The sequence below is a fragment of the Tabrizicola sp. genome (assembly GCF_031377265.1).
Lineage (GTDB): Bacteria > Pseudomonadota > Alphaproteobacteria > Rhodobacterales > Rhodobacteraceae > JAUYQR01.
Genome location: NZ_JANMET010000248.1, coordinates 1 through 20,417 on the forward strand (window position 1 = coordinate 1; position 20,417 = coordinate 20,417).

25 protein-coding genes, 1 tRNA gene and 1 pseudogene are annotated in these 20,417 nt (G+C 62.8%); 8 read left to right on the forward strand and 19 right to left on the reverse strand.

Annotated elements, in window-relative coordinates; translation table 11 throughout:
• A pseudogene (locus RMO18_RS14320) lies at positions 1–169 on the forward strand (IS5/IS1182 family transposase); the annotation flags it as partial.
• Positions 170–246: 77 nt separating this feature from the next.
• Here RMO18_RS14320 and RMO18_RS14325 read toward each other — a convergent pair.
• The 4 genes from RMO18_RS14325 to RMO18_RS14340 all read right to left on the reverse strand — a co-directional run bounded on the left by RMO18_RS14325 (position 247) and on the right by RMO18_RS14340 (position 2,902).
• The gene (locus tag RMO18_RS14325; protein WP_309666784.1) at positions 247–384 is read right to left on the reverse strand and encodes a hypothetical protein; all 138 of its coding nucleotides are present in this window, start codon (positions 382–384) and stop codon (positions 247–249) included.
• Entirely contained in the window at positions 363–743 is a 381-nt protein-coding gene (locus RMO18_RS14330; RefSeq protein ID WP_309666786.1) for a hypothetical protein, read from the reverse strand. The genes RMO18_RS14325 and RMO18_RS14330 overlap by 22 nt, the downstream gene beginning before the upstream one ends.
• A 382-nt stretch (positions 744–1,125) precedes the next feature.
• Positions 1,126–1,201, reverse strand: a tRNA-Thr gene (locus RMO18_RS14335).
• 42 nt (positions 1,202–1,243) lie between these two features.
• The gene (locus tag RMO18_RS14340) at positions 1,244–2,902 is read right to left on the reverse strand and encodes an iron ABC transporter permease (protein ID WP_309666788.1); all 1,659 of its coding nucleotides are present in this window, start codon (positions 2,900–2,902) and stop codon (positions 1,244–1,246) included.
• Between the two features lie 166 nt (positions 2,903–3,068).
• Here RMO18_RS14340 and RMO18_RS14345 point away from each other — a divergent pair, with 166 nt between their 5' ends.
• Positions 3,069–3,878 carry a hypothetical protein gene (locus tag RMO18_RS14345; RefSeq protein ID WP_309666789.1) on the forward strand — a complete coding sequence of 270 codons (810 nt, stop codon included), beginning with the start codon at positions 3,069–3,071 and terminating at the stop codon, positions 3,876–3,878.
• A 10-nt stretch (positions 3,879–3,888) separates the two neighbouring features.
• Here RMO18_RS14345 and RMO18_RS14350 read toward each other — a convergent pair whose 3' ends face one another.
• Entirely contained in the window at positions 3,889–4,143 is a 255-nt protein-coding gene (locus RMO18_RS14350) for a DUF2312 domain-containing protein (RefSeq protein WP_309666791.1), read from the reverse strand.
• A 196-nt stretch (positions 4,144–4,339) separates the two neighbouring features.
• Here RMO18_RS14350 and RMO18_RS14355 point away from each other — a divergent pair, with 196 nt between their 5' ends.
• Positions 4,340–4,555: a hypothetical protein gene (locus tag RMO18_RS14355; protein WP_309666792.1), complete on the forward strand. Its 216-nt coding sequence runs from the start codon at positions 4,340–4,342 to the stop codon at positions 4,553–4,555.
• Positions 4,556–4,574: 19 nt separating this feature from the next.
• On the opposite strand, the gene RMO18_RS14360 is transcribed toward RMO18_RS14355, so the two are convergent.
• From RMO18_RS14360 to RMO18_RS14370, 3 genes are all read right to left on the reverse strand, one after another.
• Entirely contained in the window at positions 4,575–6,341 is a 1,767-nt protein-coding gene (locus tag RMO18_RS14360) for an enoyl-CoA hydratase-related protein (RefSeq protein ID WP_309666793.1), read from the reverse strand.
• A gap of 77 nt (positions 6,342–6,418) precedes the next feature.
• The gene (locus tag RMO18_RS14365) at positions 6,419–6,643 is read right to left on the reverse strand and encodes a hypothetical protein (RefSeq protein WP_309666794.1); all 225 of its coding nucleotides are present in this window, start codon (positions 6,641–6,643) and stop codon (positions 6,419–6,421) included.
• Positions 6,640–6,972: a TraR/DksA family transcriptional regulator gene (locus RMO18_RS14370; protein WP_309666795.1), complete on the reverse strand. Its 333-nt coding sequence runs from the start codon at positions 6,970–6,972 to the stop codon at positions 6,640–6,642. Before RMO18_RS14370 ends, RMO18_RS14365 begins: the two co-directional genes overlap by 4 nt.
• A 153-nt stretch (positions 6,973–7,125) precedes the next feature.
• On the opposite strand from RMO18_RS14370, the gene RMO18_RS14375 reads away from it, so the two are divergent.
• From RMO18_RS14375 to RMO18_RS14390, 4 genes are read left to right on the forward strand one after another with little or no spacing between them, the layout of a single operon-like run.
• Positions 7,126–7,998: an MBL fold metallo-hydrolase gene (locus RMO18_RS14375; RefSeq protein ID WP_309666797.1), complete on the forward strand. Its 873-nt coding sequence runs from the start codon at positions 7,126–7,128 to the stop codon at positions 7,996–7,998.
• A gap of 25 nt (positions 7,999–8,023) precedes the next feature.
• A complete protein-coding gene (locus RMO18_RS14380; RefSeq protein ID WP_309666822.1) occupies positions 8,024–8,446 on the forward strand; it encodes a YeeE/YedE thiosulfate transporter family protein in 423 nt (140 codons plus the stop codon).
• Complete coding sequence (locus tag RMO18_RS14385; protein ID WP_309666799.1) at positions 8,446–8,883, forward strand: DUF6691 family protein; 438 nt, start codon at positions 8,446–8,448, stop codon at positions 8,881–8,883. Before RMO18_RS14380 ends, RMO18_RS14385 begins: the two co-directional genes overlap by 1 nt.
• 8 nt (positions 8,884–8,891) lie before the next feature.
• A complete protein-coding gene (locus RMO18_RS14390; RefSeq protein WP_309666801.1) occupies positions 8,892–9,323 on the forward strand; it encodes a TIGR01244 family sulfur transferase in 432 nt (143 codons plus the stop codon).
• A 149-nt stretch (positions 9,324–9,472) separates the two neighbouring features.
• Here RMO18_RS14390 and RMO18_RS14395 read toward each other — a convergent pair whose 3' ends face one another.
• From RMO18_RS14395 to RMO18_RS14440, 10 genes are all read right to left on the reverse strand, one after another.
• Complete coding sequence (locus RMO18_RS14395; RefSeq protein ID WP_309666802.1) at positions 9,473–10,453, reverse strand: FliM/FliN family flagellar motor switch protein; 981 nt, start codon at positions 10,451–10,453, stop codon at positions 9,473–9,475.
• 56 nt (positions 10,454–10,509) lie between these two features.
• The gene (locus RMO18_RS14400) at positions 10,510–13,194 is read right to left on the reverse strand and encodes an ATP-binding protein (protein WP_309666804.1); all 2,685 of its coding nucleotides are present in this window, start codon (positions 13,192–13,194) and stop codon (positions 10,510–10,512) included.
• Position 13,195: 1 nt separating this feature from the next.
• Entirely contained in the window at positions 13,196–13,459 is a 264-nt protein-coding gene (locus tag RMO18_RS14405; RefSeq protein ID WP_309666806.1) for a hypothetical protein, read from the reverse strand.
• Positions 13,459–13,827 (reverse strand): response regulator, encoded by a 369-nt coding sequence (locus tag RMO18_RS14410; protein ID WP_309666807.1) that lies wholly within the window; start codon positions 13,825–13,827, stop codon positions 13,459–13,461. The genes RMO18_RS14405 and RMO18_RS14410 overlap by 1 nt, the downstream gene beginning before the upstream one ends.
• Positions 13,828–13,908: 81 nt before the next feature.
• On the reverse strand, positions 13,909–15,186 hold the full coding sequence (locus tag RMO18_RS14415; RefSeq protein WP_309666809.1) for a helix-turn-helix domain-containing protein: 1,278 nt from the start codon (positions 15,184–15,186) through the stop codon (positions 13,909–13,911).
• Between the two features lie 281 nt (positions 15,187–15,467).
• On the reverse strand, positions 15,468–16,448 hold the full coding sequence (locus RMO18_RS14420; protein ID WP_309666811.1) for an ABC transporter substrate-binding protein: 981 nt from the start codon (positions 16,446–16,448) through the stop codon (positions 15,468–15,470).
• Between the two features lie 40 nt (positions 16,449–16,488).
• On the reverse strand, positions 16,489–17,334 hold the full coding sequence (locus RMO18_RS14425) for an ABC transporter permease (RefSeq protein WP_309666813.1): 846 nt from the start codon (positions 17,332–17,334) through the stop codon (positions 16,489–16,491).
• On the reverse strand, positions 17,331–18,197 hold the full coding sequence (locus tag RMO18_RS14430; RefSeq protein ID WP_309666815.1) for an ABC transporter permease: 867 nt from the start codon (positions 18,195–18,197) through the stop codon (positions 17,331–17,333). Before RMO18_RS14430 ends, RMO18_RS14425 begins: the two co-directional genes overlap by 4 nt.
• On the reverse strand, positions 18,194–18,529 hold the full coding sequence (locus RMO18_RS14435; protein ID WP_309666817.1) for a hypothetical protein: 336 nt from the start codon (positions 18,527–18,529) through the stop codon (positions 18,194–18,196). The genes RMO18_RS14430 and RMO18_RS14435 overlap by 4 nt, the downstream gene beginning before the upstream one ends.
• A gap of 9 nt (positions 18,530–18,538) precedes the next feature.
• On the reverse strand, positions 18,539–19,336 hold the full coding sequence (locus tag RMO18_RS14440) for an ABC transporter ATP-binding protein (RefSeq protein WP_309666818.1): 798 nt from the start codon (positions 19,334–19,336) through the stop codon (positions 18,539–18,541).
• 56 nt (positions 19,337–19,392) lie between these two features.
• On the opposite strand from RMO18_RS14440, the gene RMO18_RS14445 reads away from it, so the two are divergent.
• Complete coding sequence (locus RMO18_RS14445) at positions 19,393–19,791, forward strand: cupin domain-containing protein (protein WP_309666820.1); 399 nt, start codon at positions 19,393–19,395, stop codon at positions 19,789–19,791.
• A gap of 2 nt (positions 19,792–19,793) precedes the next feature.
• On the opposite strand, the gene RMO18_RS14450 is transcribed toward RMO18_RS14445, so the two are convergent.
• Positions 19,794–20,417, reverse strand: a 624-nt coding sequence (locus RMO18_RS14450; RefSeq protein WP_309666821.1) for an SDR family oxidoreductase, incomplete at its 5' end; no start/stop codon positions are given.

A 20,417-nucleotide genomic window follows, 5' to 3' on the forward strand; every position in this document is an offset into this window, starting at 1 on the left:
ATATCACCGCCGGAGCCGCGTCGAGACAAAGATGCATTGCGTGAAACTGCTAGGTCAGCGCCTCATGGCCCGCGACTTCGACCGTCAGGTCGCAGAGTTTCAGGTCCGTGTTGCCGTCTTGAACGGCTTCAACGCGCTCGGTATCCCCGTCACGAAGGTCGTGGGGTAGGTCTGTCTGGGAGAAGGGGAAGTCCGACCGTCAGCCGATTTGTGCAACTGAGCCGCTGGATTGGCCCGGCGCGCCGGTTACAACTGGTCGCGCGCAAGGAACGTCGTCCAGACCGCAATGAACATCGCGGCGACCACCGGCCCGGATATGAAGCCCTGCAGCCCGGACGTGGCCACTCCACCCAGCGTCGAGATCAGCACGACAAACTCCGGCATCTTAGTTGCCTGAGCCCCGAAACCAGCGGCACCAGCGCGCCCGAGAACACCGATCGCACCTCAATGTCGATCTTCATGACCGGCTGGAGTAGCACCGTCCCGACCTCGGCGAGCCGCTGGATTTTCTCGAAGGACAGCAACCGCTCGCGGGCGGTTTCGGGGCGCTTGCGGAATGCCGTCGTCGGATTGTCGGTCCGCATCTTCCATGTCACCGCGAGGCTGAAGATCTTGCGCGGCACCTCACCAAGGACCACAATACCATCGGTCAGTCGAAGTTCGAGTCCCTTGCTACCCTGCTCGTTCGAAGTGCTGCGCTCGCAACCCGCATTGGCCGCTGTTCGGGTGGAAAGCGAGACCACTCGCCGGCTTTAGACAACAAGGGACTAGCTTGGCGCCTGTCGGAATCACGACCAACGCGGCTCACCTTGCATCAGCTGGTTTTTCTTGGGCACTTGCGGTCTGCGTCGGCAACCGCGCAGCAGAATGGCAACATCGCAACCGTACAATTTGCGCGAGGAAGTCAGATTGCACGGTTCCGTAGCATCGCAACCGTGCATCTTGCTCGAATGGATGGGCCGGGTCTGTCGACTGCTCTGAGTTGGGCAAGAACAAGCCGACCGGCAACTTGGTCCATCAGCACGTCCGCAAGCTACCAACGCGCGACTGAAGGGGGACAGCAAGGGGGATTGAAAAAGCACAAATCTCGCAACCTATTGAAATATAGGTAATCTCAAGAATAAATGGTGCCCCCAGCAGGACTCGAACCCGCGACCCCCTGATTACAAATCAGGTGCTCTACCAGCTGAGCTATAAGGGCAACGCCCCTCAGATACCCGTGCTTTGCTGTTCTCGCAAGGGGTCAGCTCCGGTTTGCCCTTGCCAGCATGGCCACCGCCAGCAGGCCCACTGCCATCACCACCAGTGCCGCAGGCGCAGCCTCGCTCAACCGCTCAAGGCTGGCAAGTTCGAACACCCGGGTCGAAAGCGTGTTGTAGTTGAACGGTCGCAACAGCAGTGTCGCCGGCAGCTCCTTTACGCAATCGACGAAGACCACCAGCAACGCAGTCGCCACCGATCCCCGCATCAGCGGCAGATAGACCGACCCAAGCGCCCCTCCCGCGCTGCGCCCAAGCGACCGGGCTGCCATCGGCAGCGACGGCGACACCCGCCCGAACGCCGCATCTAGCGCACCCTGGGCAATGCCGAAAAACCGCACGAGATAGGCAAGCCCCAAGGCAAAGGCGGTGCCCGTGATCAGCAAACCCGGATCATGGCCGGTCAAAGCTTCGATCCCGTCGGCAAGGCGATGGTCAAGCGCTGCCAGTGGGACCAAGAGCCCCAAGGCTAGCACCGCGCCCGGCGCGGCATAGCCCAGCAGGGTCACCGGCAGCACTACCCTTGCCACCCGACGCCCAGCCATCCGCACCGCATAAACCAGAAACAACGCTGCCCCGACCGTGGCGACCGACGCCCCCCCCGCTACGATCAGCGTGTTCAACAACGCGTCTCCAAGACCGGGCGAAAGCCAACCGGCTGGGGCCTGCAACGACCGCGCCAGCATGACCGCGACAGGCAAAACGAACCCAATGGCAAAGGGCACGGCGCAAGCGACGAACGCCAACCAGCCGCGCAGCGGATCAAGCGTTTGCGGCACCAACGGTCGTGCGGTGCGGTTCAGGCCATGAAAACGCGCGTTGCGGCGGCCAAGGCGTTCAATCAGGACCAACAGCAGAATCAGCATGAGGATCACCCCCGCGATCTGCGCCGCCCCCCCTGCATTGCCACCGTTCAGCCATGTGGAAAAGATCCCCGTCGTCAGCGTCTGAACACCGAAGTGGTAGACCGTGCCATAATCAGCCACCGTTTCCATCAGCGCCAAGGCCACCCCGGCTGCAATGGCAGGGCGGGCCATCGGCAGCCCGACCCTCAGGAACAAACCCCAAGGCCCGACGCCAAGCGACCGCGCCACTTCGTAAGTGCAGCCCGACTGTTCTCGGAACGCCGCGCGGGCCAGCAAGTAGACATATGGATAAAATGCCGCTGACAGCACCACCGACGCCGCCCAGACCGATCGGGTTTGCGGAAACCAATAGTCCCGCGACGACGCCCAGCCAAAGGTGGCACGCAGCATCGACTGCAATGGTCCGGCATAATCAAGAAAGTCGACCAGCGCATAGGCCCCGACATAGGCCGGAATTGCCAAAGGAAACAGCAGCGCATGGGTCAGCCAGCGCTGCCCGGGAAACCGGTACATGGTGACCAACCATGCTGCCCCGGTACCGACCGCAGCGGTAAGGATCGCCACGCTTGCCATCAGAATCACTGTGGTCGTCAGATAGCGCGGCAACACCGTCGCCATGAGATGCGGCCAGATGTTCTCTGTCGGGTGAAACGCGATCCACAGAATCGACAGAACCGGTGCAAGCACCACAATCGCAATGACGACCGCCCCGATCGCCCAGGGATTAAGCGGGAACCGCAGCCGCAAGCGCGGTACTTGAGTGTTTTCGTCAGTCATCTTGATCGCGGCTTACAGGAAAGCAGTTTAACTGTCCACAAAACCCCGTATGATTAGCGTTGAAGGCCCACGGCGGCACCGAAGCACCAGAAACAAGGGCCACATGCGCATCGTCTATCATTTGGGCGCCCATTGCACCGACGACGACCGGCTTGTCCGGTGTCTGTTGAAGAACCGATCAAGCCTTGCCAGTCAGGGGATCATCGTCCCTTCGCCCACCCGCTATCGCAAATTGCTGCGCGACACGGTGCTGCAACTGAAGGGCTCGGCTGCCTCTGAACAGACGCAGGCGATGATTCTCGATCAGATCATGGACGAACCGCATGCCGAACGATTGATTCTTAGCTGGGACAGCTTTCTGAGCTTTCCGACCTGGGCGGTGACCGACGCGATCTATGCCTTTGCCGGGGAACGCAGCCTTGCCTTCACCCAGATCTTTCCCGACATCGAGGCCGAATTTCACCTTGCCATCCGCAATCCCGCGACCTTCCTGCCGGGATTGCAGGAAAAAATTGTCACCAAAGGCCAACCGGAGTTTCTGTCCACCATCGACCCAACCGGGCTTCAGTGGTCGAGCACGATCAGTCAAATCCGCAGTTACAACCCGAATGTGGAACTGACGGTCTGGTGCGATGAGGACACACCGCTGATCTGGCCCGAGGTCCTGCAGGCGGTTGCCGGCCCGGCCGAGGGTACGGTACTTTCGGATACCGACGAGCTGCTCTCAAGGCTGATGACGGCCGACGGCCTTGCGCGCATGAACGCCTATTCGGCGGCCCATCCACCAGTCAGCATCGCCCAGCGGCGCCGCATCGTGACTGCATTCCTGGAAAAGTTCGCCATCCCCGACATGCTTGAAATGGAGTTCGAAGTGCCGGGTTGGTCAGAGGAACTGGTTGCCGACCTGACCCGGCGATACCTCGAGGATGTCGAGCGCATCAAGCGCATCCCCGGCGTCAGGTTTCTTTCTGCCTGATCAGGCCGGTTCAGGTCATTCCCAATGCGGTCTTGTACATTTCCATGATCGCTTCTTCTTCGGCGATGTCGTCGGGCTTGCGCTTGCGCAGGGCAATCACCTTGCGGATGACCTTGGTGTCATAGCCGCGCCCCTTGGCCTCGGCCATTACCTCTTTTTGCTGTTCGGTCACGTCCTTCTTTTCCGATTCAAGCTGCTCATAGCGCTCGATGAACTGGCGCAGTTCATCCGCGGTCACAGCGTAGGCATCGCTCATATCGGCCATATCGGTCCTCAATTCTCGGGTTAGGGTCTGGGCGGGCCGCCCCTGTCGCAAGACCGGGCAGCCGTGTGTTCCTAACCCGCCACCTGCCCGGGGTTCAAGCCGTGATGAGGGCGCCGTCACCGGCATCTGCCTTGCACCCGACATCCGAAACGACTAGCCACGCGGCGCAGGCAAAGGCGCCGAGGGAGGATACAAGATGCAAGCCATGATCTGGATCGGCGCTGCCATCTCGCTAGCGGGGGTTGCGGGACTGGCCTACTGCATCTTGCGCGCCATGCGGGCGCGTCGCGCGGGCTTGGACGACACGGCAATGCGTGCCGAATTGCAGCGCGTGGTGGCGATCAACATGGCAGCGCTTGGTGTGTCGGCGCTGGGCCTTATGCTGGTGGTCGCGGGCATACTTCTGGGCTGACGCCATCGCCGGTCTTGCGTCAACCGTCCAGTACGGGCAACCGCAAGCCATCTGAAATCAACCGGTCGATCAACGGTCCCGGCGTCCAGAACGGGTCTTCGGCGGCCCACAGCCGCAGATCGCGGCGCAGCACCATGAGGCCAATCCGGTCAGCCTGGTGCATCGGACCGCCCCGCCAGCGTGGAAACTGGTACCCGGCCACCAGACAGTGATCCACATCCGAAGGCCTGCGGGCAATGCCGCTATCCAGCAGCTTCAGACCTTCGTTGACCAGCGCCCCCAACCAGCGCAGCTGCACTTCTTCTGCAGACATCGCGCGCAGAACGCCTTGGCTATCGGGCAACTGCGTCTCAGGCAAGGGCGCACCAAATGCCGCCAGTGCAGAGCTTATCACCCGGTGCGGAACTCCCAGCGCGACCATCCGCATCAGCGCAGTATAGCCCGCTTGTGCCAGACGTTGCCCCAGCACCGGGCGCTGCCCGACCAACAGGGGCGGCACACCCATCCGTCGCAACGCAGCCACCGCCGTGGCAATTGCTTCGGGCGGCTCCTCATCCGGCAATGCAAGCTCGCTTAGCCGCCCCGATGGTGCGATGGCCAGCCCCAGCTCGCCCGGCGCGCCGCCAAGCACCAACTGCGGTGCACCGGGCGGCGCATGGCGAAGCACGGAGGCATCCGGCGTCAGGGCATGGATGACCAGACCCGCCGCCTCCAGTTCCGATGGGTCGGTGCCACAGGACAACCGCCCTCGCGCCGCATCCCGATCAGCCGCAACAAGCCGGCCGATGCGCAGATCTGCCTCAAGCCGCTGGTCTATCGAAGCGCGGGTCTGCTCCGCCGCTCTGGCATCGGGCGCAATCCACGTCAGCGTAAAGCCCTGTATCAGCGCCAGCAATGCGGCTGAGGACAGGCCCGGCCCGCTGCCCACGATGCCAATGCAGGTAATCGGCGCCGGATGGGCGCGCGCAACCGCCGGCGGCAGCGCAGATGCGCGCCGTTCTGCCCGTGCCGCAGCCCGCAATGCGGCAACTTCGTCGGAACCTTCAAGGTCTTCATAGGCAACCGCCTCGATCGCAAGGCCGTTTTCCATGGGCAACAGCAAGGCAGCCTCAACGCAGCTGATAATCCGGCCCACTGCTGGCAGGCTGTCACGCCACTGTCGTCGCGCGGTCGCTATCGCGGCTTGATAGGTGATCGGGTCGCCCAATCCCCGCGGTCGTGGCGGCGCTTCGGCCAGTCGCAGGGCAAAGTTGATTGCAGCTTCGGCTACATCACCTTGCGTAATTTCGTCATACAATCCCAGCGTTTGACCTTCGTCAGCCAGAACCGCACCCCCTGTTGTCAGCATGCGAATGGCCTCAGACGGGCCGACCAGCCGGGGTAATCGCTGCGTCGCGCCGCCTTCGGGCGGCAACCCGAACGCAATGTCCGGCAAGGCAAAGCGCGTATCATTTCGCGCCACACGCGCCTGCGCAGCCAGTGCGAGTTCCGCGCCCGGTCCGATCACTGCACCATGCAAGGCAGCAACCACCGGGATTGCACAGTCCTGCAAAGCCAGACACACCGCCGAAAGTGTGGGCCTACGCTCGCCTGGATCCAGCCGCAGGGCGCTGCAAAACACAGCGCCCGCCCCGCGGATCACAACGGCGCGGGCGTTCCCGGTATCGGCCAGCACCGCGATCAACCTTGCGCGCATCTGCGCAGACAGCGCATTTGACGGTGGGTGATCCAGCGTCACCACCAAGATGTCACCCTGACGTTCCGAGGTGATCACGCCCGTGGCCATACCGTCTCCCCTCGCCATTCAAGGCCAGAGTAAGCGGCAATCGCCCATCCTTGGCAAGCCTTTGCGACGGTTGAAGTTTACACCGGCATATTGTCGAATTCCGCCTCGACCATCGCGTCGGTCTGGGTGGCATCGTCTTGGGGCCCATGGCTGTCTGCTGCCGGGATATGGCCAGGCATTATCGCTCCCAGTGCGCACATTTCAGCCTTCAGCACATCCAGCGAGCACGCCTGAACTGCAAGACTGGCGCTAAGCAGTTGGGCTTCCAGCGCGAGGATATCTTCGACAAGGGTTTTGCTCATAGCGCGCACTCCTTGCAAAACGGCGTTGCTGGCAGGGCATCCAACCGCGCCTGACTGATTTCGCCGCCGCAGCGCGTGCACAAGCCGTAGGTTCCCGCCGCGATCCGGCGCAACGCTGCCTGAATCTGTCGCACCTCAAGCTCTCCTGCCAAGCCGGTCGCTTCTAGCACCTCATCACCTTCGCGTTCGATCGCCATCTCCCCCCAATCGGGGTCAGCATGGGTGACAAGTTCTTCCTCGATCGACAAAAGCCGGACGCCTAGGTCGTTCAGCCGAGAGTCGAGAATGGCTTTGCGTGTGGCAATCGGGGTTGCCTTCGGTGTCGGCATGATCTGCATCTCCTGTCCGTGTCATCACAGGTTAGTGCAGCGCGACGTGGCACGCCTTGACCCAAGTCAATTGTCGCCGACCAATACATTCCTGTTATACTATTGGTTTGGCTTTCGCCTAGACTGCAGGCCACCCGCAGTGGATAATGCGCCATGACCCACTCATCCCCCAAAGTTCAGGCCTTCTTTGATGAAGCCACCAACACCATAACCTATCTGGTGCAAGACCCGCACGGCCGCGCTGCGGCAGTGATCGATACAGTTCTGGATTTCGACTATGCCTCGGGGCGCACCGACACGCGGTCCGCAGATGCGATAATTGCTGCGACTATAACCCAAGGGCTTGATCTGCAATGGATTCTTGAAACGCATGTGCATGCGGATCACCTTTCTGCAGCCCCCTACATTCAAGAACGGCTGGGTGGCAAGATCGGGATCGGCGACCGTATCACGGTGGTGCAGGACACTTTTGGCAAGGTGTTCAATGAGGGCACCCGTTTTGCCCGCGACGGATCCCAGTTTGACCGGCTGTTTGCCCATGGTGACAGCCTGATGATCGGCCAACTGCGCTGCGAGGTGCTGCATACCCCGGGCCACACCCCCGCCTGCCTGACCTATGTGTTGGGGGACGCGGCCTTTGTTGGCGACACGTTGTTCATGCCCGATTTCGGCACCGCCCGCTGTGATTTTCCCGGCGGTTCAGCGGCGGTAATGTACGAAAGCGTGCAGAAAATCCTGGCCCTCCCCGACGCGACCCGGATCTTTGTGGGCCATGACTACAAGGCACCTGGACGTGACAGCTTCGCCTGGGAAAGCACTGTCAAAGAACAGAAATCGGCCAATGTCCATATCGGCGCGGGCCGCAGCCGCGAGGCGTTTGTTGCCTTGCGCGAGGCGCGCGATGCGACGTTGGCAATGCCGCGTCTGATCATCCCATCCTTGCAGATCAACATGCGAGCAGGCCATATGCCGGAGCCGGAGGAAAACGGCACCTCGTATCTCAAGGTGCCCCTGAACGGCCTGTAGAGACAGCGGAAAGGGCGGCGCGATGATCCAGACAGATTGGCTTTGGGGCCTGGCCGGTGGCTTGCTGATTGGTGGGGCCGGGGCACTGTTCCTGTTGATCAATGGCCGGGTCATGGGGGCGTCGGGCATCATTGGCGCGCTGGCCGATGGCAGTGCGGGTGCAGGCTGGAAAGAAAACACGGCCTTTCTCGTCGGGTTGATCGCTATGCCGATGCTGTTGCTGCCAGTGTTCCCGTCGCAGACACACCTGACTGAAAATCTTGCGCAGGTTGCCATTGCCGGGGCTCTGGTGGGTTTTGGCACGCGGCTGGCGAACGGGTGCACCTCGGGTCACGGGGTCTGCGGCATCTCGCGGCTCAGCCTGCGCGGCATTGTGGCGACGGTGATCTACATTCTGGCCGGAGGCGTGATGATGGCCACCCTGCGCCATGGCTGGGAGTTGATTTGATGCAGCGTGCGCTGTTTGCCGCCCTCTCGGGGGCGATTTTCGGTCTGGGACTTGTGATCTCAGGCATGACCGACACCACCAAAGTGCAAGGCTGGCTGGACGTGTTCGGTGATTGGGACCCGACGCTCGCCTTCGTGATGGGCGGCGCAATTTTGCCGATGGCGGTGGCCTGGCGGATCGCAGCGCGCGCCCGCATTTCAATGTTAGGTACGCCGTTGCCCACCCTTGGTGTGCAACGACTTGACCCCGGCCTGATCTGGGGCTCTGTCTTGTTCGGGGCGGGCTGGGCGCTGGCAGGCCTCTGCCCTGGTCCGGCGCTGGCCTCGCTTGGGTTTGGCGGGCCTGGAGGAGCGGTCTTCCTTGTTGCAATGCTGATCGCTATGCTGGCTGCGGCCCCTTTGCGCCGCCGGCTTTCCAGTCGACCCCTCGTACCTTGAGAGATTCCATGGACATTCGCAGCCTCACTGCCACCTACGCCGTCTCGCCGCAGATCGACCTTGCCGACCTGCCTGCCATCAAGGCCGCCGGCTTTACCACCGTGATCGACAACCGGCCCGATGGTGAGATTCCTCCGAATTTGCACGCCTCCGAGATGCAGGCGGCGGCCGAGGCGCTGGGCCTGACCTTCGTCGTCAATCAGGTGGTCGGTGGTGCCATGACGCCTGAGAATGTTGAGGCACAGGGTGCCGCCATCGCTGCAGCAAGTGGGCCGGTGCTGGCGTACTGTGCGTCCGGGAACCGGTCTTCGGTCGTTTGGGCGTTGTCGCAAGCGGGAAACATGCCTGTCGATGAGCTGATCGGCCTGCCCGCCGGTTTCGGCTATCAACTCGAACATCTGCGCCCCCAGATCATGGCCCTTGCTGCCCGCAAGGCCTGATCCGCACCGCACAGCATAGGATGGCGTCGCCAGAAGGCACCTCCCCTCACAGCTTTGCTGGCGCAGACGGTAACTGCCGTGCAAAGCAGTGGTGGTCTGACGCGCAGTACTGCACGTTTGAACCACCGAGCAAGGCATGCGTTTTCGCACTAGCCAGTGGCGCGCAAAGGCGCAGTCTCTGCGCTTGCTTCCGGCAGAACGGCCGCCTGCGACGCTGGACCATTCGCGCCAGACAAGGGCCGGGATGCGGTCATGCTTTGCTGCGCCTTGGCAATCCGCAACGCACGCATCCCACGATTCTGCCCCAGCTTTCCACCCGTCAATCGACGCCCGTCAGGCGTCTCCAGCGTGACCGTATCCAGCGATGCGTTCGGTAACGCCAACACATCCCCTTCTGTCAGACCCATCACCCGGCTGAGCGGCAACGAAACGCGGCTCAGCACCGCGTCGAGTGTGCAATTCACTTGCATCACCTGGGCGCTCAGCGCCGCCGCAAACTGCGGGCCCACAAGATCTGCCGCCATGATCGCCCCGGCGTTTGGTCGCTGCCCACGCCCTACGGCAGGTAGGGCAAGGATCACATCACCCACCTTTGCACCACCCGCCAGCGCCACCTCGGCCAGCAATACGCGGTAGCTTTCCTCCTCCAGCAGCAAGCCCAGAGGGCGTGCTTCCTCCAGAAACGACGCGTAGCGAAATCCACCAGCCCAGACCAGGTCAGCCTCATCCGACAGCACCGCCTCCATCTCGACCATCGCACTGTCAATCACGCCCGCAACCATCGCCGCATCGGTGCGCGTGGGTTTACGCGGCCGGGCCGCCTGAGCCGAGACGCGCCCCATCGTCTGCACCTCGATGAAAGCTGACAGCACGGGCGCCGACAGGATCAAGAGCCCCAATCCAGCCTCCGGCCCGTCAAGCAGCGCCAACAGCGACTGTTCGGGCGGCATGTCCAGCAGTTCGGCAAGCGAGCAGCGGCTGATTGTCATCCGGCGAAATTCGAGATCAAGGCCCAGCCCGTTGCGCGCAGCCCGCGCCAGCGCAAGCCGCCAACCACGATCCGCACCCGGCGCGCCGTCGCCTTGCGCAGCCAAAGCCCGGTCGATCTTGCGGCGGATCACGTCAGACATTCCCGGCCCCCGTATAGTGTTGCGTTCACCATACGGAACGGGGCCTTCACAAAGGGTTAAGCCGCAGCCTTTTCCAGGCGCAACGGGACAGTGACCCTGAACCCTGCGCCGCCCTGCCCCGGCAGATAGGAAATCGTGCCGCCAAGGTTGCTCATGATCTCGCGGCAGATCGCCAACCCCAAACCCGCACCCCCGGCCCGGTTTTCATCCGTCAGCCGGGCGAATTTCTCGAAAACAAGGGCCTGCGCATCCTTGGGAATCCCGCGTCCGTTGTCGATGAAATCAACCATGACCCGACCACCCCGCATCCGCACCACGATCCGCAGTTCCGGCTGTGCCGCATCGCAATACTTCCGCGCATTCGAGATCAAATTGATGAACACCTGCGTCAGACGGTCGGCATCGGTCTTCAGAAAGACGGTTTCCGCCGTCAGGTCGCGGTCAATTTGAAAGCTACGTTCTGGCCGGGTCTGGCGGGCTACGGTCAGGGCGGTGTCGATCATCTGCTGCAGGCTGGTCAATGCCAAAGTCAGCTGAACCGTCCCGTTCTCAAGCACACTGAGGTCCAGCAGATCATCGAGCAGGCGGGTCAACCGCTTGGTCTCGTCATGGATGATCTGCCCGTATCTGGTCACCATGGCCGGCGGCAAATCGCCCTGGGTCAAGATCTCGGAAAAGGCACGGATCGAAGTCATCGGAGTGCGTAGTTCATGGCTGATCTGGCTTAGGAAAGCATCCTTCTGGATCGACAATTGCGTCAGCTTTTCATTGGCTTGCCGCAGGGCACCGGCTGTGCGTGACAGCTCGCCCTGCTGCGCCTCAAGCTTGGCCGAATACTCCAGTATTTGCGCGGATTCGCTGGCAACCGCCATCAGGTCTTCCACCGTCACCGTTGCCCGACCGACCAGCTGGCTCATCATCGCATGCGCCGTGGCCGCCCCGACAGACCCCGATACACGCCCCTCCAGCACCCCAAGGAAGGCGGGCGTCGGATCGGGCAGGTACCCGTCCTTGCCTTGGGCGGCCGCCGCCTCCTGAAACAACGCAAGCGCCGCGTCCTCGCCTAGAATACGCTGCGCCATGCTCAGCAGCGCCTCCGGGTCGGCCCGGCCCTGCGCCCAGCGTTGCGGGCCGACCGGGTCGTCAAACACATTCACAAATGCCGCGCCCTGCAGCCGCTCCACCGGCCCCGGAAACGTCAGAATCGAGCCCAGAAAGAACGCCGTGGCATTCAACGTCATCGACCAGAACAGCGCGTGGATCAGTGGGTCCATCCCGCCGGTGCCGAACAACCCAAGCGGCCGCAGCCAGCCGATCCCGAAAGGCCCCTCGGCAAACACCGACGATGCAAAAACCGCCCCCGGCCCGAAGGACGGCAGGAACGAGCAGTAGCCCCACACCACAAACCCGGTCACCAACCCGGCAATCGCGCCGACCCGCGTCGCCCCGCGCCAGAAGATGCCGCCAAGCATTGCCGGCAGAAATTGCGCCACCCCCAGAAACGCGATCAGCCCGATGGCTGCCAGCGCCGTCGATCCACCCGAAATGTGGTAATAGCCGTAGCCAAGCGCCAGCACCGCCACGATCCCGAAGCGCCGTGCTATCAGCACCACGCTGCGCAAATCATCGCCGCGTGACGCCGCCGGGCGCAGGCGCAGCCACAACGGCACCACCATATGGTTCGACACCATGGTGGCCAGTGCAATGGTCTCGACGATCACCATCGAGGTGGCTGATGAAAACCCACCCAGAAACGCCAGCATCGCCAACCCGCCCTGCCCTTCGGCCAAAGGCAGTGTCAGCACGAACATGTCGGGGTTTGATCCGGGCGGCAGCCGCTCCAGCCCGATCACCGCGATCGGCACGATGAACAGGCTCATCCCCATCAGGTACAGCGGGAAGGCCCAGCTTGCCCGCGCCAGATGCCCCTCATCCGAGTTTTCGACAACCATTACCTGAAACATCCGGGGCAGGCAGATCACCGCCGCCGCCGACAGAAAGATCAGTCCGGTCCAGCGCCCCGGCTGCACTTGCCAGGCCGCGAGATCGGACGCATCGATCCGCGCAATCGTCTCGGCCACACCGCCGGCAATGCCCCAGACCACGAAACTGCCGACCGCCAGCAGTGCCACCAGCTTCACCACCGCCTCTACCGCAATGGCCGTAACGATGCCGTGGTGCTGTTCCTTTGCGTCCAGATTGCGGGTGCCGAACAGAATGGTGAACAGCGCCAGTCCCACCGCCACCCAAAACGCCGTCTGTTCGGTATCAAGCGGTGAAAACCCGTCAGGTGCTGCGCTGGCGAACACTCCGAATGACAGCACCACCGACTGCAACTGCAGTGCAATGTAGGGCGTCGCGGCGACCACTGCCATAACCGTGACGATCACCCCCAGCGTATTGGACTTGCCAAACCGCGACGAGATCAGGTCGGCAATCGAGGTGACGCGGTGCTGGCGCCCGATCCGGACCAGCTTGCGCAACACCCACCACCAGCCGATGAACACCAGCGTCGGCCCGAAATAGATCGTCAGAAACTCCAGACCCGAACGCGCCGCATAGCCAACCGCGCCGTAAAACGTCCAGGCCGTGCAATAGATCGACAGTGACAAGGTGTAGACCAGAGGCGAGCGCAGCCAGCCCGACAGCCCCGCGCGCGCACGGCGCTCCACCACGAAGGCCACGATGAAAAGGAAGATCACATAGGCAAGGCAGACCGCGACCAGAAGATTGAAGGGCATCTCAATCCTCCTCGTCATCCGCATCTACGCCCGACTGCAAGCCGGGGGCAAAGACTGCGGCAACCAGGATCAACACGGTCCATAGCCCGAAGAAATAGATCACGTCGCCCGACCGCAGCCGCGCCGCATCTGCATCCAGTGACCACAGCAATGGCAAGATCATCAGAACCGCGCCAAACACCGGTAACAGCCGCGCCGCATCGCGCAGACGGCGACGCCGATAAGGCGCGCGTGCAAGGAAAACCGGGCGTTTCGGGCGTGCCATCAGGGCTCCATCATTGCCCGCACTTCGGCGAGAATATCGGCATTGGAAAACGGTTTGATCATGAACCGATCCGCCCCAGCCGCAACCGCAGCCTCGCGATCACGTCCCTGTCCGCGGGCAGTCAACATCAACACCCGGATCGCCGCCGTTGCCGGATCAGCGCGCAGGGCCGCCAGAATCTCCAGCCCGGACAGGCCGGGAAGCATGTGATCAAGAATGACCAGATCGGGGCGCAGATCGCGCACCCGCGCCAGCGCCCTGCTGCCGTCGGCCTCGTGCGATACCTGCCAGCCGTCTCGCGACAGGATGAACCTTATCGCCTCCGCGATATTCGGCTCGTCCTCGATGAGGAGCACGTGCTTTTCCAATTCCCCCCCTTGGGCCGGGCACCCTCCCCCAGCCCTTGTCACTATCTGCGCAACGCAGCTCAGTGTCAAAAGTCCCGTGCCCTAGCGGCCTTCCGACAAGATCGAGGGCTCGCGCCGCGCGGGGCAGTCGTTGCGCGGGCAGATGCGGCAAGTCGATCCTACTCGGCTGACGTCACTGCTCCGCTCCGGTTGCGGCAGGATCAGCATCGCCGCCTCGCGCAGCTCGGGTCCGCGCAGGCCTGCGGGATAGCGGGTCTGGCAAAATGCGATCACCCGGTGTTGCATGGCCGCCGGTCCAACCGTTTCCACCACCGCCTCCACCGGAACCATCGGCCGGCCAAGCGCCGCGTACAGCGGCCACAACGGGCAGGCCGACCCAAACCGGGGTAACGGGAATCCGGTCACGGGCTTGCGCAACAGCAGCGTGCCCGACGCATCGCAAACCACCAGACCGGCCGACATGTCTGACGCCGTGATGACCCGGCGCATTGCGGCCAGCACATCCGTGCCAAACTGTGCTGCAAGCGTCAGCGGGTCAGGTCCGCTCAACTGCAGCGCGGCCCGAAATGCCGCCTCGGGCATGGCTAAGGCATCGCTCGCGGCCTGAGCCAGATAGCCCCGCGCCAATGACCGCGCCGCAACCGAGGCAAGCCCCGCCACTTCACTCTCCAGCCCGCCCGACAGTTCGGCATCGCTGAACCGCCAGTCGCGCGTCTTCAGCCATGCTTCCAATTCTTCAAGCGGGGCTGCGATCCCCTGCTCCTCCGCGCCGCTTCCCGCGTCAAGATAGGCAACCAAAGCTTCGGCACCGACCGCCATCCGTTCGCTATCCTGATGCAAGTTGCGGTGAAACCGCACCCGCCATACGGGATCAAGATCTTCCGTTTCCGCCAGAATGGCCGCGGTGGATCGCACCGAGGACAGCGCCTGCACCACTTCGTGCACCGCTTGCGAAAGGTGCGGATCATGCGTCATCCGATCATTCAGCGATTGCAGCGCGCGCTCCAGACCGACCACCCGCCCCTGCAACTGGGAAACCAACCGTGACCAGCCCGGAAAACGCCCGACAAAGTCTTCCAGTCGGTCGATCTCCGGACCAGCCTCCCCCGAGGCGGCGGCTGCCACCCGCAGATCCTCGATCAGCGCGACCTCGTTTCCGGTTGACAGCACCTGGACGTCCAGATCCAAAGCGGTCGCCAGACGGACCAGCACCTCATCTGTCACCCGCCGGCGGTTATGTTCGATCAGGTTCAGATATGAGGCCGAAATGCCTGCCAGCGCCGCAACATCCGACTGACGCAGCCCTGCCGCCAGACGGCGTTCGCGCAACCGAGTTCCGGTAAGGGCAGAAAGCGGCATCACAGATCCTCTTGGCCTGCCACTTTACAGAACTGGTAAAGGTTTACAAATCTGAAAGCATGCCGAAAGCGGCTCGTGGTTCACGTCGCGAAACTCGGCGCAGTTTTCGGAATGCTTTGCTGGAAATCGGGCCCGCAACCAATCCTGCGCGCCGAAAAACTTTCTTCGCAACTTCAGGCTCTGGGATTGAAAGAAGGCAAAGGGCCACTGCCACCAAGGCACTGACACAAAGCAAAGAGCGCCGCCCTGTCGGACGGCGCCCCTGGCTTTTGCAAGCTGGCTTAGTTCGCCAGCGCTTTGTCGGTAATGACGCTGGTCCAGGCACCTGTCGGTGCGGCCGTGATCACCGGGTCAGACCCGCCAGCCAGCAGCGTGGCAACAGTCTTTTCCGCAGCTGCCACATCCAGCGCGCCAGTCGAACCTGCCGTCAGTTTGGCAATCTCGCCCATCATCCGCTTCTGGTGCGCTTCAGTCTGCGCGCCGGTCTGGTCGTTTTCCAGCACGATCATCGCCGCCTCATCCGCGTTGGCTTCAGCATATTTCCACCCCTTCATCGAGGCGCGGACGAACTTGACCATCTTCTCCTCGAAGGCCGGGTCCGCCAGCTTGTCTTCCAGCACGTAAAGCCCGTCTTCCAACGTGGCCACGCCCATGTCCTGATACTTGAATGTCACAAGATCATCCGGCGTCAGGCCCGCATCGATCACCTGCCAGTATTCATTGTAGGTCATCGTCGATACGCAAGCCGCCTGCTTTTGCAGCAGCGGGTCCACGTTGAAGCCCTGCTTCAGCACCGTAACACCGCCGGGTGAACCGTCGGTCTTCAGGCCCAGTTGCGACATCCAGCTGAGGAACGGGTATTCATTGCCAAAGAACCACACGCCCAGCGTCTTGTCGGCAAAGTCGGCAGGCGCGGTGATCCCGGTTTCTTTCAGGCAGGTCAGCATCAGGCCCGAAGACGCAAACGGCTGCGCAATATTGACCAGCGCCAGGCCCTTTTCCCGCGCGGCAAGCGCCGACGGCATCCAATCGACCACTACATCCGCGCCACCACCCGCGATCACCTGAGTGGGCGCAATGTCCGGCCCGCCAGGAAGGATGGTGACGTTCAGCCCCTCTTCCTCGTAAAAGCCCTTGGCCTGTGCCACGTAATAGCCCGCGAACTGCGCCTGCGTGACCCATTTCAGTTGCAGCGTCACATCTTCGGCCTGCGCGCCGGTGGCCATCGCGGCTACAAATGCCGCTGTCAGAAGTCTTTTCATCGTCTACTCCCCGTGTTGGGCCCGCGTTCCGGGCCATTGGTTAATGCCTTTGCGAAGGGTGCCAGAACGTCACCCACCGTTCGATCAGCGCGATCAGCCCATAGAACGCCGACCCCGCCAATGCCGCCACCGCAATCTCGGCCCATACCATGTCGAGGCCAAGCCGCCCCACCTCGGTCGAGATGCGAAACCCCATGCCATAGACCGGACTGCCGAAAAACTCGGCTACAATCGCGCCGATCAGGGCCAGAGTCGATGCAATTTTAAGCCCGTTGAACAAGAAGGGCATTGCTGCCGGCAGCCGGAGTTTCAACAGGCTCTGCCAGTAAGACGCCCCCCACGTCGCCATCAGATCGCGTTGCATCCGTTCGGATGCCTGCAACCCCGCGACCATGTTCACCAGCACCGGAAAGAACACCATCACCACCACAACAGCCGCCTTCGACTGCCAGTCGAACCCGAACCACATCACCAGAATGGGCGCCAATCCCACAATCGGCAAAGCCGCCACGAAGTTGCCAATCGGCAGCAATCCCCGCTGCAAGAACGGGCTTCGGTCAATCGCAATCGCCACCACAACCGCCGCCCCGCAACCGATCAGAAACCCCGGCAGCGCGCCCTTGAGGAAAGTCTGCGCGAAATCCACCCACAGGATCGGCAGCGACCCCGCAATCTTTGCCGCAATCGCGCTTGGCGGCGGCAGGATCACCGGGGCCACGTTCAACCCGCGCACCAGCCCCTCCCAGACCACCAGAATGGTCACCCCGAACAGGATCGGCACGAACAAGCGCCCCGCCGTGGTCCGCGCCCAGCCACTGGCCGCAACCCGCGCATTCAGCGCCCAGGCCGCCAGCCAGACGGCAAACGTTCCCGCCAGCCAGGTCATGCCGGAGCCCCCATCCGCGCGCGGGCAAAGCGTTCCACCACCCCAACCGCCAGGATCAGCATCCCCGCCAGTATCGCCGCCGCGAACAGGCTTGCCCACATGATCAACGGCTCGCCGAACTGCGACCCGATCAGCATCCGCGCGCCAAGCCCCTCGATTGCCCCGGTTGGCAATTCGCCCACAATCGTTCCAATCAGGCTGGCCGCGATCGCCACCTTCAGGCTCGCAAAGAAATACGGCATCGACGCCGGCAACCGCAGCTTCAGGAACGTTTGCGCTTCGCTTGCGCCATAGGTCCGCAGCAGGTCCAGCTGCATTTGATCCGGGCTGCGCAGGCCTTTGACCATGCTCACCAGCACCGGGAAAAACGAAAGATACGCCGCGATGATTGCCTTTGGCACGTCCCGGTCAGAGACCCCCAACTGGTTGGACACCACCAGAATCATCGGCGCCAGCGCCACGATGGGAATGGTCTGGCTGATGATCGCCCAGGGCATCACCGACATGTCCATCACCCGGAACCGCACGATCGACATCGCCAGCGCCACGCCAACGATGATCCCCAGCGCAAACCCCATCATCGTGCCCTTGAAGGTCACGAACGCGTGGTAAACCAGACTGCGCTTCGACGCCACCGCCTGCCCCGCCACGCCCTGCCACAGCTCCGCCACCACCTGATGCGGCGGCGGCAGCAACGGCCGCTCCTGCGCCATGGTCTGGGGGATCACCTCAGCCAGGGTTACCGTGGTCCCCGCCCGCTCGGCCTGGTCATAGACCCATGTCGAATTGAGCCACACCGCGCCAAGATACCAAAGCACGATAATCCCGGCGAGGACGGTAAGGACAGGCAGAACCCGGCTCATCCCTTCGCTCCCGTCGGCCACGCAATCATCGCCACGGCCACGCAGCCCAAAGCCATGCCAGCCAGTTGCAACCCCGTGGGCCTTTCGCCAAACACAAAGATCGCCATCACCGAAATCGCCACCAATTGAAAGATCGCCGACAGCGCAATCGCCAGCCCCAGCCCGTTCAGCCGCATCACCTGCACCATCAGCCAGTTGCCCAGACAGAACAGCGCCAGCGCCCCGATCAGCACGGGGATGCCTCCCTTCACCGCATAGGTCTTCAGCACCGCGTTTGCGGCCACGAACACCGCCGTCGCAGCCCCCAGCCACAGGAAACTTAGCCCGCTCATGACAGCGCCTCACTCATCCGAATGCCCCGCACGCAGGCCTTCGCGCACGCGATGCGCGATCTCGATGAACTCCCGGCTGTCGCGGATATCCAGCGGCCTTTCCTTCGGCAAAGGCGAGTCGATGATGTCAGTGATCCGCCCCGGTCGCGGGCTCATCACCACGATCTTGGTGGACAGATAGACCGCCTCGGGGATCGAATGTGTCACAAAACCAATGGTTTTGCCCGTCCGTGCCCACAGCTTCAGCACTTCCTCGTTCAACCGGTCGCGGACGATCTCGTCCAGCGCGCCGAAGGGTTCATCCATCAAAAGGATATCCGCATCAAACGCCAGAGCCCGCGCGATCGACGCCCGCTGCTGCATGCCCCCCGACAGCTGCCACGGGAACTTCTTGCCAAAACCGCCCAGTTCCACCAACTCCAGCACCCGCTCCACCCGCGTGTCCGTCTCCGCCTTGGAGAACCCCATGATTTCAAGGGGCAGCCGGATGTTCCCCGCGATCGTCCGCCACGGATAAAGCCCCGCCGCCTGAAACACATAGCCGTAAGCCCGGGCCTGCCGCGCCATGTCGGGCGTCATTCCATTCACCGTCAAGGTGCCGCCTGTGGGCGTCTCCAACGCCGCAATCGCGCGCAGAAACGTGGTCTTGCCACAGCCCGACGGCCCGATGAAACTGACAAACTCGCCTCGGTTCACCACCAGGTTCACGTCCTTCAACGCATGCACGGGCCCGTCCGCCGTCTGGAATACCAGGTTCAGGCCCTTGGCCTCGATCACCGGCTTTGCCACGTTCAGCGTATCCTTCATTCGGCCCCCACTGCGTGGTAATCTGTCCCGATGATCATTCCCAGACGGAGCATCCCATGACCCCCTGCCGCAAATTGCGCCCGACCGGCACCTTTGACGGCAAACAGGGTTTCACCTACAACGCCGGCATCGCCGCGCAAACCGTCGGCAGCACCGGCATCTGCACGCACCTGCTGACCATCCCGCCGGGTGGCCGCGCCAAGGCGCACAAACATGCAACGCACGAAACCGCTATCTACATGCTGGAAGGCGTCACCGTGATGTACTGGGGCACGGCCCTCGAACACCGGATGGAAGTGTCCGCCGGAGAGCTGCTCTACATCCCCGCCGACACGCCGCACCTGCCCTTCAATCCCGGCCCCGGCCCGGCGACCGCCGTGATCAGCCGCACCGACCCGAACGAGCAGGAAAGCGTCGTCCTTTTGCCGGAATTGGAGGCGCTGGTTCCGCTCTGACCTCATACCGACCTCGTCAATCCGCCATCGACGCGCAGGTTCTGCCCAGTGATGTAACCGGCCCCGTCTGAGGCCAGAAAGCTCACAACGGCGCCGATTTCAGCCATCGTGCCATAACGCTTCATTGGCACCATCGCCGCGCGTTCCTCGGTACCCGGCAGGCTGTCGATCCAGCCCGGCAAGACGTTGTTCATCCGGATGTTGGCTGCCGCGTAGATATCGGCATAGATCTTGGTGAAAGCCGCAAGCCCGGCCCGTGCCACAGCCGAGGTCGGGAACATCGCCGAGGGTTCAAACGCCCAGGCGGTGGAAATGTTGATGATAGCCCCGCCCCCCTGCGCCTGCATGATCGGCGTTACCAACCGCGTCGGGCGCACCACGTTCAAGAAGTACACTTCTTGCCCACGCAGCCAGTCGTCGTCATTGATCTCCAGCAATGCGCCGCGTGGCCCGTGGCCGGCGCTGTTCACCAGCACATCAACCCGCCCCCACCGCGCCATCGCCCCGTCAACCAACGCCTGCAGGTCGGCAACCGACTGGTTCGACCCGGTCACGCCAAAGCCACCAAGGGCCGCGCCCAACGCTTCGCCCTTGCCCGACGAAGACAGGATGCCAACGGCAAACCC

Bases quoted from the DNA above. Each gene is read 5' to 3' on its own strand.
- RMO18_RS14325 (WP_309666784.1), bottom strand. From the start codon at position 384: ATGCCGGAGTTTGTCGTGCTGATCTCGACGCTGGGTGGAGTGGCCACG.
- RMO18_RS14340 (WP_309666788.1), bottom strand. From the start codon at position 2,902: ATGACTGACGAAAACACTCAAGTACCGCGCTTGCGGCTGCGGTTCCCG.
- RMO18_RS14350 (WP_309666791.1), bottom strand. From the start codon at position 4,143: ATGGCCGATATGAGCGATGCCTACGCTGTGACCGCGGATGAACTGCGC.
- RMO18_RS14355 (WP_309666792.1), top strand. From the start codon at position 4,340: ATGCAAGCCATGATCTGGATCGGCGCTGCCATCTCGCTAGCGGGGGTT.
- RMO18_RS14360 (WP_309666793.1), bottom strand. From the start codon at position 6,341: ATGGCCACGGGCGTGATCACCTCGGAACGTCAGGGTGACATCTTGGTG.
- RMO18_RS14365 (WP_309666794.1), bottom strand. From the start codon at position 6,643: ATGAGCAAAACCCTTGTCGAAGATATCCTCGCGCTGGAAGCCCAACTG.
- RMO18_RS14370 (WP_309666795.1), bottom strand. From the start codon at position 6,972: ATGCCGACACCGAAGGCAACCCCGATTGCCACACGCAAAGCCATTCTC.
- RMO18_RS14375 (WP_309666797.1), top strand. From the start codon at position 7,126: ATGACCCACTCATCCCCCAAAGTTCAGGCCTTCTTTGATGAAGCCACC.
- RMO18_RS14385 (WP_309666799.1), top strand. From the start codon at position 8,446: ATGCAGCGTGCGCTGTTTGCCGCCCTCTCGGGGGCGATTTTCGGTCTG.
- RMO18_RS14390 (WP_309666801.1), top strand. From the start codon at position 8,892: ATGGACATTCGCAGCCTCACTGCCACCTACGCCGTCTCGCCGCAGATC.
- RMO18_RS14395 (WP_309666802.1), bottom strand. From the start codon at position 10,453: ATGTCTGACGTGATCCGCCGCAAGATCGACCGGGCTTTGGCTGCGCAA.
- RMO18_RS14400 (WP_309666804.1), bottom strand. From the start codon at position 13,194: ATGCCCTTCAATCTTCTGGTCGCGGTCTGCCTTGCCTATGTGATCTTC.
- RMO18_RS14405 (WP_309666806.1), bottom strand. From the start codon at position 13,459: ATGGCACGCCCGAAACGCCCGGTTTTCCTTGCACGCGCGCCTTATCGG.
- RMO18_RS14415 (WP_309666809.1), bottom strand. From the start codon at position 15,186: ATGCCGCTTTCTGCCCTTACCGGAACTCGGTTGCGCGAACGCCGTCTG.
- RMO18_RS14420 (WP_309666811.1), bottom strand. From the start codon at position 16,448: ATGAAAAGACTTCTGACAGCGGCATTTGTAGCCGCGATGGCCACCGGC.
- RMO18_RS14425 (WP_309666813.1), bottom strand. From the start codon at position 17,334: ATGACCTGGCTGGCGGGAACGTTTGCCGTCTGGCTGGCGGCCTGGGCG.
- RMO18_RS14430 (WP_309666815.1), bottom strand. From the start codon at position 18,197: ATGAGCCGGGTTCTGCCTGTCCTTACCGTCCTCGCCGGGATTATCGTG.
- RMO18_RS14435 (WP_309666817.1), bottom strand. From the start codon at position 18,529: ATGAGCGGGCTAAGTTTCCTGTGGCTGGGGGCTGCGACGGCGGTGTTC.
- RMO18_RS14440 (WP_309666818.1), bottom strand. From the start codon at position 19,336: ATGAAGGATACGCTGAACGTGGCAAAGCCGGTGATCGAGGCCAAGGGC.
- RMO18_RS14445 (WP_309666820.1), top strand. From the start codon at position 19,393: ATGACCCCCTGCCGCAAATTGCGCCCGACCGGCACCTTTGACGGCAAA.